This window comes from Runella defluvii (genome assembly GCF_014195535.1).
In the GTDB taxonomy this organism is placed as follows: domain Bacteria; phylum Bacteroidota; class Bacteroidia; order Cytophagales; family Spirosomataceae; genus Runella; species Runella defluvii.
In genome coordinates this window covers 220,066-237,235 of record NZ_JACIBY010000006.1, presented here as the reverse complement: position 1 = coordinate 237,235, position 17,170 = coordinate 220,066, and the positions used below count along the sequence as shown (strand labels likewise).

General features: G+C 46.5%; 14 protein-coding genes. 10 read left to right on the top strand and 4 right to left on the bottom strand.

All coding sequences use genetic code 11. The features are described 5' to 3' along the window. Nucleotides 1-61 precede the first annotated feature (61 nt). Nucleotides 62-604, bottom strand: a complete 543-nt coding sequence (locus FHS57_RS15990) for an SMI1/KNR4 family protein (RefSeq protein ID WP_183975337.1) — start codon at nt 602-604, stop codon at nt 62-64. Between the two features lie 75 nt (nt 605-679). On the opposite strand from FHS57_RS15990, the gene FHS57_RS15985 reads away from it, so the two are divergent. The 6 genes from FHS57_RS15985 to FHS57_RS15960 all read left to right on the top strand — a co-directional run bounded on the left by FHS57_RS15985 (nt 680) and on the right by FHS57_RS15960 (nt 8,964). After that, nucleotides 680-2,560 (top strand): hypothetical protein, encoded by a 1,881-nt coding sequence (locus FHS57_RS15985; RefSeq protein ID WP_183975335.1) that lies wholly within the window; start codon nt 680-682, stop codon nt 2,558-2,560. A gap of 92 nt (nt 2,561-2,652) precedes the next feature. Beyond that, nucleotides 2,653-4,101, top strand: a complete 1,449-nt coding sequence (locus tag FHS57_RS15980; RefSeq protein WP_183975333.1) for a Gfo/Idh/MocA family protein — start codon at nt 2,653-2,655, stop codon at nt 4,099-4,101. Nucleotides 4,102-4,206: 105 nt separating this feature from the next. Continuing rightward, on the top strand, nt 4,207-5,310 hold the full coding sequence (locus FHS57_RS15975; RefSeq protein WP_310586997.1) for a zinc-binding dehydrogenase: 1,104 nt from the start codon (nt 4,207-4,209) through the stop codon (nt 5,308-5,310). Nucleotides 5,311-5,315: 5 nt separating this feature from the next. Next, entirely contained in the window at nt 5,316-6,566 is a 1,251-nt protein-coding gene (locus FHS57_RS15970) for an MFS transporter (RefSeq protein WP_183975329.1), read from the top strand. A gap of 6 nt (nt 6,567-6,572) precedes the next feature. Continuing rightward, the gene (locus FHS57_RS15965) at nt 6,573-7,322 is read left to right on the top strand and encodes a sulfite exporter TauE/SafE family protein (protein WP_183975327.1); all 750 of its coding nucleotides are present in this window, start codon (nt 6,573-6,575) and stop codon (nt 7,320-7,322) included. A gap of 52 nt (nt 7,323-7,374) precedes the next feature. Beyond that, nucleotides 7,375-8,964 carry a glycoside hydrolase family 28 protein gene (locus FHS57_RS15960; RefSeq protein WP_183975325.1) on the top strand — a complete coding sequence of 530 codons (1,590 nt, stop codon included), beginning with the start codon at nt 7,375-7,377 and terminating at the stop codon, nt 8,962-8,964. 92 nt (nt 8,965-9,056) lie between these two features. Here FHS57_RS15960 and FHS57_RS15955 read toward each other — a convergent pair whose 3' ends face one another. After that, nucleotides 9,057-12,017, bottom strand: coding sequence for an Ig-like domain-containing protein (locus FHS57_RS15955; protein ID WP_183975323.1), 2,961 nt, complete (start codon nt 12,015-12,017; stop codon nt 9,057-9,059). Nucleotides 12,018-12,287: 270 nt separating this feature from the next. Here FHS57_RS15955 and FHS57_RS15950 point away from each other — a divergent pair, with 270 nt between their 5' ends. Genes FHS57_RS15950 through FHS57_RS15940 form a run of 3 tightly spaced genes read left to right on the top strand, consistent with a single transcriptional unit; the run spans nt 12,288 to nt 14,167 of the window. Beyond that, nucleotides 12,288-12,767 carry an RDD family protein gene (locus tag FHS57_RS15950; protein ID WP_183975321.1) on the top strand — a complete coding sequence of 160 codons (480 nt, stop codon included), beginning with the start codon at nt 12,288-12,290 and terminating at the stop codon, nt 12,765-12,767. Further along, entirely contained in the window at nt 12,767-13,147 is a 381-nt protein-coding gene (locus FHS57_RS15945; RefSeq protein ID WP_183975319.1) for a DUF2752 domain-containing protein, read from the top strand. The genes FHS57_RS15950 and FHS57_RS15945 overlap by 1 nt, the downstream gene beginning before the upstream one ends. Nucleotides 13,148-13,153: 6 nt before the next feature. Continuing rightward, complete coding sequence (locus FHS57_RS15940) at nt 13,154-14,167, top strand: threonine aldolase family protein (RefSeq protein WP_183975317.1); 1,014 nt, start codon at nt 13,154-13,156, stop codon at nt 14,165-14,167. 408 nt (nt 14,168-14,575) lie between these two features. Here FHS57_RS15940 and FHS57_RS15935 read toward each other — a convergent pair whose 3' ends face one another. Then, entirely contained in the window at nt 14,576-15,052 is a 477-nt protein-coding gene (locus FHS57_RS15935; RefSeq protein WP_183975315.1) for a hypothetical protein, read from the bottom strand. A 261-nt stretch (nt 15,053-15,313) separates the two neighbouring features. On the opposite strand from FHS57_RS15935, the gene FHS57_RS15930 reads away from it, so the two are divergent. Continuing rightward, nucleotides 15,314-15,907, top strand: coding sequence for a DUF502 domain-containing protein (locus FHS57_RS15930; RefSeq protein WP_122933820.1), 594 nt, complete (start codon nt 15,314-15,316; stop codon nt 15,905-15,907). Nucleotides 15,908-15,909: 2 nt separating this feature from the next. Here FHS57_RS15930 and FHS57_RS15925 read toward each other — a convergent pair whose 3' ends face one another. After that, nucleotides 15,910-17,124, bottom strand: coding sequence for an MraY family glycosyltransferase (locus FHS57_RS15925; protein WP_183975313.1), 1,215 nt, complete (start codon nt 17,122-17,124; stop codon nt 15,910-15,912). Between the last annotated feature and the right edge of the window lie 46 nt (nt 17,125-17,170).

Sequence of the window (17,170 nt, the reverse complement as noted above, 5' to 3'; positions counted from 1 at the left end):
GCCGTGGAAGAATGGCCACAAGGATTTTGAAAACCATTTTAGCCGAAATATCTTCTCTTCCTCAAACTTTGATAGTGCCATCAGTCCACCATTTGATAAATGTGGCTAAGTTTGGGGCAACCCATGTCCTACTATCGGTTTCATGATCCCAAACAAAAATATCGTAACGGTCAAACTTTCTATTGAGCGTTTCAAAACCAAATAAATCTCCATTGCCTGCGTCTGCAATAAAAAAAAGCTGCTCAAAAGGTATTTGAAGTTCTTTAAAATCTGCTCCAGTCCGATATTCTTTGTTTATCTCAATAACTCTATCTATTGTCCAAATTAGGTGTCCTATTTCTTCGCCATTCAGAAGTTCGTCCACCCCATTTGTTTCATAATATAGTTCTTCAAGTTCCCTTGGAAGTTCTTCGAGACTAAATTGAGCACTCAAATCCTCCAATAGGTTAGCTGAAACAGGCAAATTAAAACCATAACTTAACCCCTCGACAGTTAAGCTTAATGTTTTTATGTATTCTTTCCAATCCATTGTGGTCTCACTAAGGCTGTTTTTAAGGCATTTTTTCAAACTCCAAGTTACTAAAGAAAATTTTCTTTCTTTCATTTACCCCAAAATCCCCCACCTTCCTTAGTCCAAATCTTCCCATCCAACGTATTCTAAAAAAGACCACTGAGAGATATGAAAAAACTAGGTTGGTGTAGCCTTGTACTGGGAATTGGTTTATCTACAAGCTTCGCCCAAACGGGCAGCGTCCACGAACCTGTGCGCTACGTAGGTGGCATCAGCGCCGACCCGCAAGTCCACGAAGGGCGGCTGCGCTATGCCATTGGCGTGGAAAGTCGGCAAACGCTGCGGGTCAACCGTACGCATCCTGAATTGGCCGATGGTTTTGGCTGGACGTACAACCACGCCTCCACCCTTTGTTATTGGAACAACACCTTTTACCAACAATACCTTAGCAACCCCGTCGATGAACACATCGCCCCAGGCCAAACCTTGGTGGTTACTTCCAAAGACGGCCGCACTTGGAGCAAGCCTACTGTGGTCTTCCCGCCGTATGTCGCACCCAAGGGTGTCAAAATCCCCAAAGGGTCAGACGGTTACATGATGCACCAGCGCATGGGCTTCTACACCGTGCCCAACGGCCGTTTGTTGGTGCTGGCTTTTTATGCCCACGCCGAAGAACCGTTTCGGGAAGGGGGAATCGGGCGAGTGGTGCGGGAAGCCTACAAAGATGGCACGTATGGCCCCATTTATTTTATTCGGTACAGCAGCCATAAAACAGTGGATGGGGTTCAGTGGACCGAGAAAAATACCAGTTATCCCTTTTACCAAAAATCAACCGACCAAGGGTTTGTGGAGGCTTGCAACGCGCTTTTGGGCGATAAACTCATGACGCTCCAGTGGCGAGAAGAGGACAACGGCTTAGACGGTTTTTACAAAAACAACCTCGATAAATCGCTTGATATTCAGGCGCTCTCGTATTATCACCGCAAAGATGGCAAGGTCGTTGCTCTCTGGAAACGGTCAAAAGCTGCTTTGTCGGATGACGAAGGAACGACGTTTTCTACGCCTGTCAAAGTACCTACGTTGACCATGGCTGGGGGCAAACAATGGGGGCAACGCACCGACGACGGGCGCTATGCCATTTGTTATAATCCCATTGAAATGGACGAACATCGCTTTCCGCTGGTCGTCATCACGGGCGACGACGGGGCTATTTTCGATAACATGCTTTTGGTACAAGGCGAAGTGCCGCCGCGTCGATTTTTTGGCCGTTGGAAAGATTTTGGCCCTTGTTACATGCGCGGCATGGAGGAAGGAAACGGCAACCCGCCTGGCAACGATATGTGGTTGTCGTACAGCATGAACAAAGAAGATATTTGGATTAGCCGCATTCCTACGCCCGTGCGATACGAAGTGAAAGGCGATGTCAGCGATGACTTTAATGCGCTTCAAAACAACGGCTCAGTGCCTGATTGGAACATTTATGCTCCGCAATGGGCACCCGTCACGGTTGTGGCAACGCCTCAAAAGCAAGGAAAGTGCCTCGAATTGGCCGACAAAGACCCCTACGATTACGCACGCGCCATTCGGGTGTTTGAAGAGGGTACCCAAATCGAATGTTCGCTGACGGTATCACCCGCCCAAAACAAGACAGGTTCCCTAGAAATTGACCTCACCGACTGCTACGGCAACCGCCCTGTTCGGCTACGTTTCGACGACAAAGGCAACATCGTCGTGACTGATGGCGGTACCGAAAAAATCGTCCAAACGTATGATGCTTCGCAATGGTACACGTTAACGTTCTCGGTCAATGCCCAGCTCGCGGGCGGCTCTTTCGACTTAGCCATCAACGGCAAGAAAGTGGTGGAAAAGGCGGCGTTGGCAGAAGCGGTAAAATCAGTAGAACGCTTATCGCTACTCACGGGGCCGTACCGCGATTTACCCAACCGAAAGACCCCCAACGAAGACCCACACCCGCCACTTGCGGGAGCTGATGAACCCGTTGCAACTGCCATTTTTTTCGTGGATGATGTAATGGTGAAAAAACGATAAATCCGTGAGAAAAATCGGAGAAAAGGGGGGTACTATTGCACTAAAAATCAGTAGTATAGAAAATTCTTAAACCCCCAAAAACCAGTATTCTCATGGAAGAAAAAAAAATCACTCCACACGCCAACAGTCGTCGCAATTTTTTGAAAGCTTCGTCGGTGGCAGCCACTTCTTTTTTTATTGTTCCTCGTCACGTATTGGGCAAAGGTTTCGTCGCACCGAGCGATAAACTCAACATCGCAGGAATCGGTGTCGGCGGAAAAGGAAAAAGCGATTTAGCGTCGTTTGCCAACAGTCCCAACGTCAACATTGTCGCTCTCTGCGACGTGGACGACCGCCAAGCCGTTGAATCCCGCACGCGTTTCTCTAAAGCCACGTATTACAAAGACTTCAGAGAGATGCTTGCGAAAGAACATAAAAACATCGACGCTTGCTCCATTTCTACCCCCGATAACACCCACGCCGTGGCGACGCTGGCTGCCATGCAATTGGGCAAACACGTTTACACCCAAAAACCACTCACGCACGACATTTACGAAGCGCGGATTTTGGGGATGGCTGCCAAAAAATACAAGGTGGTCACCCAAATGGGAAACCAAGGTGGTTCGGGCAACGGCGTTCGTCGTATGAAAGAAATCTATGACTCGGGCATCATCGGCGATGTGCATAAAGTATTGACGTGGACCAACCGCCCCGTTTGGCCGCAAGCCATCCCAACCGACAAAACCTACGAAGTTCCCAAAGAATTGGACTATGATTTGTGGCTTGGCCCCGCCAAAAAAGTGCCTTACAACGAAGCGTACTTGCCTTGGAACTGGCGCGGTTGGTGGCCTTATGGTACGGGAGCGCTCGGCGACATGGCTTGCCACATCATGGATCCCGTGTATCGTATTTTGCCAATTGATTATCCCACTTCGGTGGAATGTAGCGTGGCAGGTACGTGGACGTTTACCCTTCGCCCGCAAGACGATAATCCCGATTGGACGCCTTTTTCAACCTCCATCCACTTGGATTATCCGCGTAAAGACGGCAAAGGCAACATCAAAGTAAGTTGGTACGACGGCGGTATTTTACCCGAATTACCCGAGGAGTTATTGCCAGGTGAAAGCTTCGGAAACTCAGACGGAGGGGTATTGTTTATTGGAACCAAAGGCAAACTCATGGCCGACTGCTACGGCGCTAAGCCTCGTTTGTTGCCTTTGAAAGCCAACGAAACCCTCAATATTCCCGAAACCATACCGCGGGTTCCCAACGAAGACCACTATTTGCAGTGGGTGAATGCGTGCATTGCGGGCTACGGCAAAGGCGTAACCAGTTCGCCGTTTGAGTATGCGGCACCGTTTACCGAAAGTATTTTGATTGGTAACTTGGCCATCCGTAGCTGGATGTTGCGCGATAACCCAACTGCCAAGCGTTCGGTTGACCGATATAATGGCCGTAAGAAATTATACTACGACGCGCCAAACATGAAAATCACCAATTATGACTTGGCCAACCAATTTGTAAAACGCGACTACCGCGAAGGCTGGAGCTTAAATCTGTAATTTTTTTAGTACGTACTCATAGACCTTCCAAGTTTCCAAAACTTGGAAGGTCTTACTGTTTTATAAACATAAGTTCAGTAATTATAAACAAAAACCACCACCTTTGTGATTTCACTTTCATTCGTAAAAAAGGAATTGCAAACAATGGATTCGGGAAATATAGTAGTGTTTACTGCATCGGGGCAGGAAATGGAATTGGTGAACAAAAAGTTGCCTGAATTACGCCCAGGTGAAATCTTGGTTCAGAACCACTATACCACCATTTGCGGCAGCGATTTACACACATTTTGCGGGCTACGAAAGGAAAAAACGCCCACGGTCTTGGGCCACGAGATTGTCGGAAAAGTGGTCAAAATAAGCGATGCGCATTCGGGGAACGATTACTCAGGAGCACCGCTTCGTCAGGGCGACGTCGTTACGTGGAGTATTTTTTCGGCCAATGACCAATCCGACATGGCGCAACGCGGAATGCCCCAAAAATCCGAAAATGTCTTCAAATATGGCCACGCCCTTGTTACCGACGACGACTGTTTTCACGGTGGATTGGCCGAATATACCATTCTGAAACCCAACACGGCGGTGCTCAAGCTTCCTGAGGAAGTGCCCCTTCCCGTGGCGGCAACCATCAACTGCGCCGTGGCTACCGTCGCAGGAGCTTTGCGCCTCGCGGGCGAACTCACCCACAAAACGGTACTTATCACGGGCATGGGGCTGCTGGGTGTTGTGTGTGCGGCGATGTGTCGAGTAGCAGGTGCGGCCAAAATCATCGCCGCCGACATCGACGAACTCCGTTTGCAACAGGCAATTTCTTTTGGGGTGAACCAAACGCACTTGCTTCAGCATCAATCTATTGACACCCCCATCGATGTCGTTTTTGACATGAGTGGAGCACCCACTGCCATGGAAGCAGGCATCGAAGCCCTTGGCGTTGGAGGCGTAGCGGTGTGGGTTGGGGCGGTCTTTAAAAACCGTAAAATCGAAATTGACGCCGAACAAATCATTCGCCGCTTGATTACGATTCGCGGATTGCACAACTACAATTACGACGACTTTGCCAATGCCGTGGCCTTTATTTCTGAGCACCATCGGTCGTTTCCTTTTGAACAGATTGTGGCCAAAGAGTTTTCTCTTCCTGAGGCCGAACAAGCCTTCCAATATGCCCTCACACACAAACCCCTCCGCGTAGGAATTCGCATAAACCACCTTTAACTTACATGAATTCATCTTTCCGTAGTCAGCAGTGGAAAATGTTGTTGGTCACGATGCTGTGTTACTTGTTTTTTTACACAGGTCGGCACAACTTCGGGTGGGCTGCCAAAGGCATGGCCTCTGCCCTCAACGTTCCTTATTCGTTCATTGGTTGGATTAGCTTTGCCATGCTGCTGGGCTATGCCATTGGGCAATTTATCAACGGCAACCTTGCCGACCGCGTCAGTGCGCGGTTTATGATTGTCACGGGAGCATATTTGTCGGTACTTACCAACATCGCCATTAGTTACAGCAACTCCATCACCGTCATCCTGATTTTGTGGGCTTTCAATGGCTATTTTCAGTCGATGGCTTGGGCGCCTGGTAGCAAACTTATTAGCAATTGGTGGAGCAAAGCCGAACTGGGGAAAGCCTTCGGGTTTTATACCATGGCCGCGGGGTTTTCGTCGGCCGTTACTTACCTACTTTCCATTATTTTGCTCCAGCAAGGCATGGAATGGCGAATGCTTTTCCGACTTCCAGTACTATTGTTACTGGTAGCTGCCACCATTTTTTTGATTTTTGCCAAAGACACCCCTTCGCAAGCAGGTTTTACACTAGACAACGAACATGCCTCCCAAAACGTAGTACAGGAAGGTTGGTGGAGTCGCTACCGCACCGTACTGTCGCATCGCCATTTTTTGTTTACGGCTTTGGCACTCGGTTTTGAAAGCATGGCGCGTTATGGGCTTATTTTTTGGGTTCCTGTTCATTATTTGGGTAAAACGTGGAAAGAAAACCCCAGCAACCTTTGGGTAACGTTTTTGCTACCCGTTGGCATGGCCTTCGGCGCGCTTTCTTTTGGGCTATTGTCCGATACTTTTTTCAAAGGAAATCGCATCCACGCCATCCGTTTTGGAATGGCCGTCAGTGCGGTTATTTCATTGCTTGTTTTTATAACCCCAACGGATAGTTTGGTGCTAGGTGGTTTTTTGATGCTGTCGGTGGGCTTTTTTGTTTATGGCCCTCAATCCTGTTTTTGGGCACTTAGCCCTGAGATGTTGGGGCAAACTTACACGGGTACGGGCGTGGGTTTGATGAACATGTGTGCCTACGTTTTTGCCGCCCTTGGTGAGCCTTTGTTTGGATATATTATTGACAAAACGGGTAATACCTCCACCATTTTTATCTTTATTGCAGGAATTTGTTTCTTGTCGGTCGTGATGATTTCATTGGCAAAAAGGGCTTGGGCAAATTCAGTTCAACGCGTAGTTTGATAAACAATGGACATCTCTTCGACTTTTACGTGGCAACTTTGGGCGTTGGTCTATTTGGGCGCTTTTATCATTGGCTTGGCCAAAGCGGGCCTCAAAGGCGTCGAAATGCTCAACGTGACCATCATGGCTTTGGTATTTGGTGGAAAAGCTTCTACGGGCGTGGTCTTGCCAATGCTCTGTGTTGCGGATATTTTGGCCGTTTTGTACTATAACCGCCACGCCCAATGGAAATACTTTTGGCAACTGTTACCTTGGATTATTTTTGGGGTGTTGTCGGGGGTATATATTGGGAATATACTGGAAGAGGCGGTTTTTAAGAAAATTATGGCTTTTGTCATCTTACTCATTGTGGGAGTAATGAGTTGGCTCGAATACCGCAAATCGGCTCCTATTCCCACCAGCAAGTGGTTTGCCGCTATGATGGGAATTGTGACGGGGTTTACGACCATGCTGGGCAATCTGGCGGGGCCACTCTCGACGATTTATTTTTTAGCCCTTCGTCTTTCCAAAAACGATTTGATTGGCACCGCCGCTTGGTTGTTTTTAGTGATTAATTTGTTCAAACTTCCGTTTCAGGTGTTGGTATGGCACAATGTCACGTTTGATACCCTTCAGCTTAATTTGATGCTGCTGCCTGCGCTGGTGCTGGGCTTTTTTGTGGGCATCCGAATCGTTTCTATCATCCAAGATAACAATTACCGTCGGGTGATTTTGGGATTGACATTGTTAGGAGCGTTGGTGATTTTTATGCGTTAAATAGTATGATTGAGTACGGAAAGAGTACTATTTATACGTTAAAAAGCCCCGTATGAATCGTCTTTTTCTTCTGTTTTTGTTTCTTTATCAAGGAGTTGTAATTGCCCAAAAAGAGCGAAGTGTCAACGTTAAAACCTTCGGTGCGAAGGGGAATGGAACAACACTGGACACCAAAGCCATCCAAAAGGCCGTTGACCATTGTGCCGCCCAAGGTGGTGGAACGGTCTGGTTTCCCGCTGGCCGTTATTTGACAACCACCGTTTTTCTGAAAGACAACGTCACGCTTGATATTCCTGCGGGTACGACCATTTTGGGCGCGACTGATATTTCGTTGTACCCTGTTCTTACCCCCAAAATCCCTTATTACAGCAATGATAACATTCATTTTGCGCTGTTTTATGCAGAGGGAAACCAAAATATTAGCCTACGTGGCAACGGTATCATCGATGGCCAAGGGGCTGCTTTTAAAGATACTTCACCTGCTTTTCCCAAAAATTATAATGCACGGCCGTTTGTTTTTTGGTTTGTACAAGTGAAGGGATTAACCGTCAAAGAATTACACTTGCGAAATTCGGGGTTTTGGATGCAACACTACTTGAATTGTGAAGAAGTGTTGATTGATGGTATTGAGGTATTCAACCATAGCAACAAAAACAACGACATGATGGACATCGACGGTTGTAAAAACGTTCGGATTGTCAATTGCCTTGGCGATAGCGACGACGATGGCATTACCCTCAAAAGCATGAATCAGTACCCTGTCGAAAATGTCGTCATCAGCAATTGTATTTTGAGCAGCCATTGCAACGCCATCAAGTGCGGTACCGAGTCGTCGGGAGGGTTCAAAAATATTGCCATCACCAATTGTATCGTACGGCCGTCCATCGTTTCTGACCGCGCTATTTACGGCAACCCTACAGGTAATTCAGGGATTACGCTTGCGACCGTCGATGGTGGAGAACTGGACGGTATTGTCATTGATAATATCCGCATTTCGGGGCCACAAGCACCTATTTTTTTGAGGTTGGGTAATCGGGCACGGCCTTATAAAAAGGACCAAGAAAATGTCCCCGTTGGTGCATTGCGCAATGTGTACATTTCTAATGTGGTAGCTACAGGAGCTTCCCGTTTGGGCTGTTTGCTGGCGGGTTTGCCTGAGCACCCCATTGAAAATGTGCATTTATCCAATATTTCTATCTCGTTTTCGGGTGGTGGCACATTAGCCGATGCGCAAAAACAATTGCTCGAAAATGAGAAAAAATACCCCGATGCCGAGCAGTTTGGCCTCAGCAATGCCTATGGTTTTCAAGTGCGACATGCTCGTGCTATTTCACTGAAAAACATTCAGTTGAATTATTTGAAAACCGACGACCGTCCTGCGGTGGTTTTGGATAATGTACAACAAGGGACGGTAGAGGGAATAAGTGCTGTAGTATCGCCCAACGCCGAAGCATTTGTGCAACTGCGGAATTGTCAGGCCATCAAAGTAATTCATTGTTTTCCCGAATTTGCTTCAACCTCCGCGTCCTTTCTCAAAGCTTCTAATGTTAAAAATGTATTGTTGTTAAACAACGATTTAAGAGGTTTTGCCAAGCCCATTGCCACCGAAAATACGGCCGCCGAAGAAATTATGCTCAAATAAAGCGGCCTTTAAAACGCCAACCCAAACGCCTTCTCGCATATCAGCCCATGTGAGAAGGCGCTTTGGTTATTAAAGCATTGCTTTCGCTTCTTTTATTGTTTTATCCCTTTTAGAGTCAAATGCGTTTTATCCTCGTAATTCACCCGAATCAGGTAAATTCCCGTCGATAAATGCTCGCCAAAACTCACTTTTGTACCTCGCATTATTTTTTCAAGTCCAACGCGCTCTAGCCCTAAAATATCATATACTTTGAGCGTTTCGACGTTTTTGCCTGACACCCACGTAAACACATTTTGAGTAGGGTTAGGATAAAGCAAGAACGCATCGGCAGATACCAGCTCCTCGGCGGCTACCCTTGCTGCGGCGCATACGTTCACCGTTTTGCAGTATTGCTTGTACCAAGGCGAAGCCGAATAATTTACCCCTACGCAAACTTGGCCACCCGAAAACCATTGGCCAAAATTAATCGTCACCTTGTAAGGCTGACCCGAAGTTGGGGTAATACTTTGTACCGAACCCGTACTCCACCACGAATAGCTGGTGGCGTTGGCTCGATTGGTGACATTTAGCTCAAACGGTTTTACTGAATTGACGGCGGCACAGTCATCGCCAATAATATCAGCGGTTGTGGTAGGGGGCGCATTTACCGTTACGGAAACCGCCGAAGAAGTGCTCGTTGCGCCTTGGTTATCAGTCGCTTTGGCCGTTAAGCTATAAGAACCTGCCCCAACGTTTACCCAGCTAAAGGTGTAGGGAGCGGTGGCATCTTCGCCTAGCTTGGTGCTACCGCTGTAAAACTCCACCTTGGCGATACTGCCATCCGAATCAGAGGCATTCGCCGCCAACGAGATGGAAGCAGGTGCCGTAAAAGAGGCATTATTGGAGGGGGCCGATAAACTCACCGAAGGGGCTTGATTGACAACTGGGGCATTTACCGTCACCGATACCGCCGAAGAAGTGCTCGTTGCGCCTTGGTTATCGGTCGCTTTGGCCGTTAAGCTATAAGAACCTGCGCCAACGTTTACCCAGCTAAATTCGTACGGCGACGTCAGGTCTTCGCCCAACTTCGTATTTCCATTGTAGAACTCTACTTTTGAAATACTACCGTCGTTGTCGGCGGCAGTGGCAAATAGCGCAATCGTTGCAGGTGCCGTAAAGGAGGCATTGTTCGATGGAGCCGTTAGACTCACCGAAGGGGCTTGATTGACAGGAGGTTGTCCCGTGCAGAGTGTCACTGTTTTACAAAACTGCTTGTACCAAGGCGCAGCCGAGTAATTGACGCCAACGCACACTTGTCCGCCCGAAAAGTTAGCCCCAAAATTGATATTAACTTTTGAAGGTTGCCCCGAAACGGCCGTAATGCTTTGGGTAGAACCCGTACACCACCATGAAAAACTGTTGGCGTTGGGTAGATTGATAGAATTTAGCTCAACTAATTTTGTTTCATTCGCACTCACGCAATCAGGCCCAATGATGTCTGCGGAAGGATTGCCAGGGCTATTTACATACACGGTTACACTGCCTGAATTTACCACCGAATTTTGGTTGTCAGTCACTTTAGCCGAAATCGTGTATGCGCCTGAGGCCACGTTCGTCCAGTCAAAACTATACGGCGCTGAGGTATCTTCCCCCAGTTTCGTCGAACCATTGTAAAACTCCACTTTCGCGACACTACCATCACTGTCGGCAGCATTGGCCGCAATCGAAATGGTGGCTGGAGCCGTAAAAGTTGTTCCGTTGGTGGGGGCTGTAAGGGTAATTGTAGGCGGTTGGTTAGGTGCAGGAATCGCCGTCACTTGCACCAGCGACGACGTCAGTGGAACGCCTGAATTAAGCAACGCTTTTACGGTTAAATTATACGTTCCTGCTTGGATGTTCGACAGGGTCAATGAATACGGGGCGGTGGCATCTTCGCCCAGTTTGGTCGTACCATCGTAAAACTCTACCACGGTGGCGGTGGCATTTCCCACGTTGGCCGTAATGGTCAAATTGGCACCAATCGTCACCGTCGAATTGTTGGCAGGGCTACTAATCGTGACAAAAGGCGTAGGAGGGCCAAAATTATCGGCAGGATTTAAGATTTTATCTTTGACCCACGTTCCCGACGTGCTCGTATTGTTCCAGCCATTGTTGCCACAGGCTCCAGGCATCAACGCCGCAGAAGATTCGTCTTTGTCGCAATAACTCCAGTTGCACCAGCTAATTTTCATTCCAGAGGAGTTATTGCCCCCCATAAAACTCACCCAATTTTGGGCGTTGGTGTAATCGTTCCCGCCGTTGCCTGAATAATTACTCGTGCCCCATTCTGATACGAACAAAGGCACCGTTTTAATCACATCGTCGATGTAGCTTTGGGTATAATGCGAACCTGCGTAGAAGTGGAAGGTGTACATGATGTTGTGGGCGTTGGACCCCGTCAGTGGATTAGAACGGACGTCGCCTGGCGAACCGCTCCACGAAGGTGTACCCACCAAAATAATCGCGTCGGGGTCGTACTGACGGATGGCTGGGATGACCTGCTCAGCATAACTTTTGACCGACGACCAGTTGACGCCGTTGGGTTCATTGCAGATTTCGTAAATAACGTGTTTTTTACCCGCGTGCTGCTGCGCCATTAACTGAAAAAACTCAATGGCATCGGCGGTGTGCAGGTTAGGGTCACCAGGGTTCAGAATATGCCAATCGATGATGCAATACATCCCAAACTGAGCCGACCAATCGACCAACTGGTTGACTTTGTTGCGCAGACCGACTTTGTTGTTCATGTACCCACCTTCGTCCACGTACATGGCTGCCCGAAATACGTCAGCGCCCCAGTCGTTGGCCAGTGTTTGTAAGGCCGAAGAATTATAACATTGGTCAAACCAATGCAACCCGTGCGAACTCATTCCCCTCAGCTGAATGGGCGTTCCTGCTTCGTTACAAAGCTGGCGGTTGATTACCTGTAAGCGGCCGTTGGCTGCCAAAGGAGTGGAGGATTGTCCAAAAGCAAGAGAATGGACAATGAAAAGGAGCGCAGACACTCCGAAGATACGTACAATTGCGTTTTTCATACACCTAAAACTTAATGGAACAATAGATAAAAAATACGTTCCCTGCGCTATCTTCAGCGAAGAGAATAATGCCATTAAAAAGTAGGGGAAAATGCGATTAGGGGTAAATATACGGGTTTTTGGCTTTCTTTAACCTCATTTAAGACAATCTTTTTTTGAATCTCTACCTAGGCTTTCTTTTGTCTATTTTCTGGATAAAAACTTGTTTTTTGTCCAGAAAACTCTTGCTTTGCATAAGTTCACTTCTTTCATCCCTAAACCTCTATTTGCATGAATACCTTTCCACTTGCTGGGTTTGGCAACCGCTTGGTCGCCCAAATCATTGATAGTATTATTGTCGGGATTGCTTTTAGCCTTATTCTCGTTCCTTTTGGGGGCTTAGCTGCCCTGATTGGTCTCAGTTCTGCCGATGCCCTTGAAGGCTCCGACGAAGCTACGGCCGCCGTGATGGGGCTTTTTGGCATTGGGCTTATCGTTCTAATTTTAGCCAGTATCTTTACTCCCTTTGTTTACGATGCTTTTATGGTAAGCTCAAGCAAGCAAGCCACGTTTGGCAAAATGATTATGAAAATAAAAGTGGTAGGCCCTAATGGAGAGCGCCTTACGTTTAGCCAAGCGTTAGTTCGTTCACTGATTAAGTACATTTCAGGCCATTTTTGTTTTCTGCTGTGGTTATGGCCTTTATTTAACCCTGAGGAACAAGCCTTGCACGATTTAGCGGCCAAAAGTTTAGTCATTCGAGAAGCCTAATGATAAAAAAAATCATTTTAACGGTAACGGCCTTGGTCATTACCGTTTTTTATTTTTATTATAATCCTGCTGTTCAATCGTTTGGGCCGCCTTGCCTCATTCACAAAACTACGGGTTTGTATTGCTGGGGCTGCGGTGGGCAACGGGCGTTTCATGCGCTACTTCACGGAGAGTTTGGTAGGGCATTTCAGGACAATGCGCTCATTTTCTTGGTTCTGCCACTTTTAGGCTTGGTTTTGTACGCCGAACTTTTCGACGATGTCCGTCCGTTTCATTATCTTCGCCGCCGCTGGGTAGTCCTCCTGGCCGTAGGAATATTTTTCCTGTTTACGATTATTAGAAACCTAAATGGATTTGATTTTTTAATTCCAACAAACTAATTCATCATGCTTACCATTGACCTTCGTTCCGACACCGTTACCAAACCCACCAAAGCAATGCTTGAAGCCATGTTTACCGCCGAAGTCGGTGACGATGTCTTCGGTGACGACCCCACCGTTAATGCGTTGGAAACAAAAGTAGCAGCTTTATTTGGTATGGAAGCGGCGCTTTTTTGTAGTTCAGGAACCCAAACCAATCAATTGGCAATACGTGTGCACACTCGCCCTGGCACGGAGGTCATTTGTGACAAACTTTCGCATATTTATTTGTACGAAGGCGGTGGCATCGCGCTCAACTCGTTGAGCTCAGTCAAACTGTTAGACGGCGACAAGGGGCGCATCTCTGCGCAACAAGTACGAGATGCCATCAACAACCCCGACGACGTACACGCGGCCGTATCGCGGTTGGTTTCCCTCGAAAATACCATGAACAAAGGCGGCGGTTGTTATTACAGTTTCAGCGAAATTGAAGCTATTAAAGACGTTTGTACCCAACATGGTTTGGCACTTCATTTAGATGGAGCTCGCTTATTTAATGCCCTCGTCGAAACGGGCGAAACTCCGCTCCAATACGGGCAAGTTTTCGACAGCATCAGTATTTGTTTGTCCAAAGGGCTTGGCTGCCCCGTAGGGTCGTTGTTGTTAGGCAGTAAAGACTTTATTAAACAAGCGCGTCGAGCTCGTAAGGCCATGGGAGGCGGCTGGCGCCAAGCGGGCTATCTTGCTGCCGCAGGAATTTATGCCCTCGACCACCACGTTGAGCGTCTTCGTCAAGACCATGCTCGCGCCCGTGCCATCGGAGAGCTACTAAAAGGCCGCCCCGAAGTAGAAGAAATTTATCCGATTGATACCAATATTGTCATCTTTCGCCTACCTGAAACCATCCTTGCTACCGACTACGTAGCTCAGCTTGCTTCTCAAGGCATCAGAGCCGTGACGTTTGGGAAGCACTTGGTTCGCTTTGTGACGCACCTTGATTTTACGGATGAGCACCTTTCAGAATTACAAAAACGGCTCTAAAGTTATTTTTCGGTAACAAAATGCGTATTTCTACGCTATAATTTTGCCCAAAAAGTTGGCACTTTTGTTGCTGTAAAATTTTTGTGATTTTTTTTAAACCTTTTTGTACTTTTTCCCGTCTAAAGTAAAAATAGGTGCAAAAAGCAATGTGATTGAGAAAAAACCAGAAATGATGTTTTTTCTACAATAGCAAGGCAGAAAGTCCGTTAATTGAGCTAAATTAGTTGTTTTGTTAATTTCTAAATCGTCCGTCAAAGCCATGAAAAAAGTCGTCAAACTCTTGTCAGTTGCTTTAGCAGTGGGTGCAGCCGTATATACATACAAAAAGTTGCAACCTAAGAAAGCATAAAAAGGGGGCGTTGCTGAGGGTCAGCAGCGCCCTTCGCTTTTATGTTCAGTTTGACTTGTTTATGAAGCAACGCCTAAGCGTTCAAAACCAGCATTCTTCTCTGCGGTAGTTTCAAAAATACCCTTCGTTTTTTCAACGTGATATTCCCGAATCACCATCTTTTGGGCAATTTGTACGAGTTCGTTTTCATCAACTCCTTCGGGGACTTCACCTGCCCACTGCAAGAAAGTTTGGTAGTCTTTAAAGTCGCATATCGGTAGCGACATAGCCAAAATTCTACACAAGCCATCAAGCGTTGTTGTATCAAAACAACAATTCCACGGGCTATTCCACATCTTACTGTAACTTTTTTTGGCGGCTTCAGGAGTGGGTACTTTTCCCAAATGATGGCAAAGGGGAATTTTTTCCGAAAACCAATGAAGCAACTTTTTGTCAGTGGGCCTATTTTTGGGATAATCCTCTATTGCCCAAGCAAGAAGACTTGTCAATAAGCCCATGTAATAGGCTGAGTGAGTAGGGTTGGGTTTACGTGGCATAGAACTAAATGGTTTAGATGTCGGTACACCAAACAACTAAGTATGCGCACGAAAGTACTTTTAACGGGGTAAAGTTAACACCCTGTAAAAATGAAACGAATGAATTTAAAATACTAGGAATGAAAGTAGAAAATTTTAGGAATCTTATTCATGGGTATCAACAAGGAACTTCCCTCGACCAATAGCAGTTACTAATTCATAACATTTCATAGTGATTAGCCTTGGAAAGTGCAGTTTCCCTAATTCGCTATTTATTTCAAAATGCTCCAAAATCGCTTCATAAAACGGGTTTTTGCCTACTTTGTACGGGGGCTTGTACTTGTTGCTCCCACGTATTTTACGTTCCTAATTATCAAAGAAGGAATTTCATACTTAGACAGTATTTTACCCATCTACATTCATACCGATGCCAAGCATCCACTTTATTTGCCAGGGCTGGGGCTGTTGATTATCGTCTCAAGCATTGTTTTTTTAGGGTTTATTTTTTCCCGCTTCGTGCCCCAATCGGTATTTAGTTTTAGCGAAAGCATTTTGAAGAAAATGCCGTTGGTGAGTTTGATATATTATTCTATCAAAGACCTTATTTCGGCGTTTGTGGGCGACAAGCGTAAGTTTAACCAACCTGTGTTGATTACAATCAACCCGCAGTCAGACCTAAAAAAACTGGGTTTTATAACGCAGAACGACCTTTCTAGCTTCGAGCTTAGTGAGTACGTAGCCGTTTATTGTCCACACTCTTACGCGTTTTCGGGAGAGTTATTTATTGTAGCAAAGTCCAACATCAAGATTCTCGACAACGTATCGAGTACTGACGTCATGAAGATGATTGTTTCGGGAGGGGTTTCGGTCAAATAGCTTTACAACCCACGAATCACACGGCGTGCCCATGAGTTACGTCCGCGTGGCGTGTCGGGGGCTTTGAAAACATCCGTCCAAGTCATTTGTTTCTTGCGCTTCATCGCCCGAATTTTAAGGAAGTAGCCTGCACCAAGGTAAACACAAAATAAACCCACCAAAATAAAGAAGGCTTCGGTATTGGTGATGTATTCAAAGGTGAGGAAATAGCCCATCACGTTGACAATGGTCATGCCCCAAAACGTAAGCGAAGTTTGGATGTGGGTAAATCCATTGTCTAAAAGTACGTGGTGCATGTGATTGCGGTCGGCTTTAAACGGAGAGCGGCGGTTAAGAATACGTACCAAAAACACGCGCAATGTATCGAAAATAGGAACAATCAGAAGCACTACTGCAAGAATAGGCGCATTGAAGAACGCAGTAGAATCATGTTGGTAAGTGATGTTAAGACGGATAAACTTCACGGCAAAAAATGCCAACAAGAAGCCAACAATCAACGATCCCGTATCGCCCATGAAAATTTTGCTCGTCTTTGAAAAGTTGAACCGCAAAAAGCCTAGAAGGGCCCCCGAAAGCGAGAAAGCCATGCAGGCCATTGAGAAATGGTGATTTAACAAAAACCACGTTCCAAAACTCAAACTTGCAATAAAAGCAATTCCTCCTGCAAGCCCATCCACGCCATCAATGAGGTTGACGGCATTGATAATGGCAATGAAAATGAAAATTGTGAATGGAATACTGATGACATCTGGAATGTGCGTCCAGCCAAAAATACCAAAGAAGTGATCAACTTTCAGTCCTCCAAGTAATATCAAGGTAGAAACGGCTACGACTTGAAGCAAAAGCTTTTTGTTGGGGTCAAGTACTAAAATATCGTCTTTGAGCCCTAAAAAGAACAGTATTGTAAGCCCTACTACTGCCAAACTTGTCAGGTAAGCATCGGTTTGCTCGTTGGTGTGAGGCCACAAAAAATGGGCAATGAGAAGCGAAGCATAAATGGCAATTCCTCCAAACTCAGGCGTTTCTTGCTGGTGAGAACTGCGGAAGTTGGGTTTCTTTTTCAGTTCCAACAATCCACTAATATTGATAATCACTGGAATAGACGTAATGGCCACAGCGCAGGCAATCAAAAAGGATATAAGGCACTGATACACTTCGTGTTGAAGTATATTTTGATATTGGCTTCTGAGTACGTCTATTAGTATATCTGCGTTCATAGAATTCCGTTTCTGCCTTTTTGTCTCTCATAACGGAAGACAAAAA

Excerpts from the sequence above, each read along its gene's own strand:
- FHS57_RS15990 (WP_183975337.1), bottom strand. The coding sequence starts at position 604 with ATGAAAGAAAGAAAATTTTCTTTAGTAACTTGGAGTTTGAAAAAATGC.
- FHS57_RS15985 (WP_183975335.1), top strand. The coding sequence starts at position 680 with ATGAAAAAACTAGGTTGGTGTAGCCTTGTACTGGGAATTGGTTTATCT.
- FHS57_RS15980 (WP_183975333.1), top strand. The coding sequence starts at position 2,653 with ATGGAAGAAAAAAAAATCACTCCACACGCCAACAGTCGTCGCAATTTT.
- FHS57_RS15970 (WP_183975329.1), top strand. The coding sequence starts at position 5,316 with ATGAATTCATCTTTCCGTAGTCAGCAGTGGAAAATGTTGTTGGTCACG.
- FHS57_RS15965 (WP_183975327.1), top strand. The coding sequence starts at position 6,573 with ATGGACATCTCTTCGACTTTTACGTGGCAACTTTGGGCGTTGGTCTAT.
- FHS57_RS15960 (WP_183975325.1), top strand. The coding sequence starts at position 7,375 with ATGAATCGTCTTTTTCTTCTGTTTTTGTTTCTTTATCAAGGAGTTGTA.
- FHS57_RS15955 (WP_183975323.1), bottom strand. The coding sequence starts at position 12,017 with ATGAAAAACGCAATTGTACGTATCTTCGGAGTGTCTGCGCTCCTTTTC.
- FHS57_RS15950 (WP_183975321.1), top strand. The coding sequence starts at position 12,288 with ATGAATACCTTTCCACTTGCTGGGTTTGGCAACCGCTTGGTCGCCCAA.
- FHS57_RS15945 (WP_183975319.1), top strand. The coding sequence starts at position 12,767 with ATGATAAAAAAAATCATTTTAACGGTAACGGCCTTGGTCATTACCGTT.
- FHS57_RS15940 (WP_183975317.1), top strand. The coding sequence starts at position 13,154 with ATGCTTACCATTGACCTTCGTTCCGACACCGTTACCAAACCCACCAAA.
- FHS57_RS15935 (WP_183975315.1), bottom strand. The coding sequence starts at position 15,052 with ATGCCACGTAAACCCAACCCTACTCACTCAGCCTATTACATGGGCTTA.
- FHS57_RS15930 (WP_122933820.1), top strand. The coding sequence starts at position 15,314 with ATGCTCCAAAATCGCTTCATAAAACGGGTTTTTGCCTACTTTGTACGG.
- FHS57_RS15925 (WP_183975313.1), bottom strand. The coding sequence starts at position 17,124 with ATGAACGCAGATATACTAATAGACGTACTCAGAAGCCAATATCAAAAT.